General features: G+C 70.2%; 1 pseudogene. It reads left to right on the top strand.

Annotated features, from left to right (window positions below):
- Nucleotides 1-1,050 (top strand): annotated as a pseudogene (locus AB0L75_RS44575) (cation acetate symporter); the annotation flags it as partial.

Here is a 1,050-nt window from a genome sequence, read left to right as displayed (position 1 = left end):
CGATCCGGCGCACCATGGACGGTGGCGTCGCTGGCCGCCCGTTCGCCGCCACCGCCGACGCGCTGGGCGGGCGCTGCTGAACATCAACGACCGGGCCGGCCAGGCCCTCGTGATCGTGATCGTGGGCGTGCTGATGATCGTCTACGTGCTGATCGGCGGCATGAAGGGCACCACCTACGTGCAGATCATCAAGGCGATCCTGCTGATCGCCGGCGCGGGGATCATGACCGTGTGGTCGCTGGCCCTGTTCGGCTTCGACTTCAACGCCATGCTGGGGGCCGCCATCGAGATGAACCCGAAGGGTGAGGCGATCCTCGAGCCGGGCCTGCAGTACGGCGCCAGCGCCCTGACCCGCCTCGACTTCGTGTCCCTGGGCATCGCGCTCGTGCTCGGCACCGCCGGCCTGCCGCACGTGCTCATGCGGTTCTACACGGTGCCCACCGCCAAGGAGGCGCGCAAGTCCGTGGTGTGGGCCATCGTCCTCATCGGCGCGTTCTACCTGTTCACCCTCGTGCTGGGCTACGGCGCCGGCGCGCTGATCGGCCCCGAGCGCAACACGGCCGCGCCCGGTGGGCAGAACACCGCGGCCCCGCTGCTGGCGTTCGAGCTCGGCGGCTCCATCCTGCTGGGCCTGATCTCGGCGGTCGCGTTCGCCACCATCCTCGCGGTGGTCGCGGGCCTGGCCATCACGGCGGCGGCGTCCTTCGCCCACGACGTGTACGGCTCCGTGATCGCCAAGCACCCGCTCACCCCGCAGGAGGAGGTGCGGATCGGCAAGATCACCGTGGTGGTGATCGGCGTCCTGGCGATCGTCGGCGGCATCGCCGCCCAGGGCCAGAACGTGGCGTTCCTCGTGGCGCTCGCCTTCGCGGTGGCGGCCTCGGCGAACCTGCCGACCATCCTCTACTCCCTGTTCTGGCGGCGCTTCACCACCCGCGGCGCGGTGTGGTCGATGTACGGCGGACTGCTCTCCGCGATCATCCTGATCGTCCTGTCCCCGGTGATGTCCGGGACGCCGACCTCGATGATCCCGGGCGCGGACTTCGCGGT

This window comes from Streptomyces sp. NPDC052101 (assembly GCF_040680235.1).
GTDB lineage: Bacteria > Actinomycetota > Actinomycetes > Streptomycetales > Streptomycetaceae > Streptomyces.
Note: the sequence above shows the minus strand (reverse complement) of the source record. Positions and strands in the feature narration are given on the sequence as shown.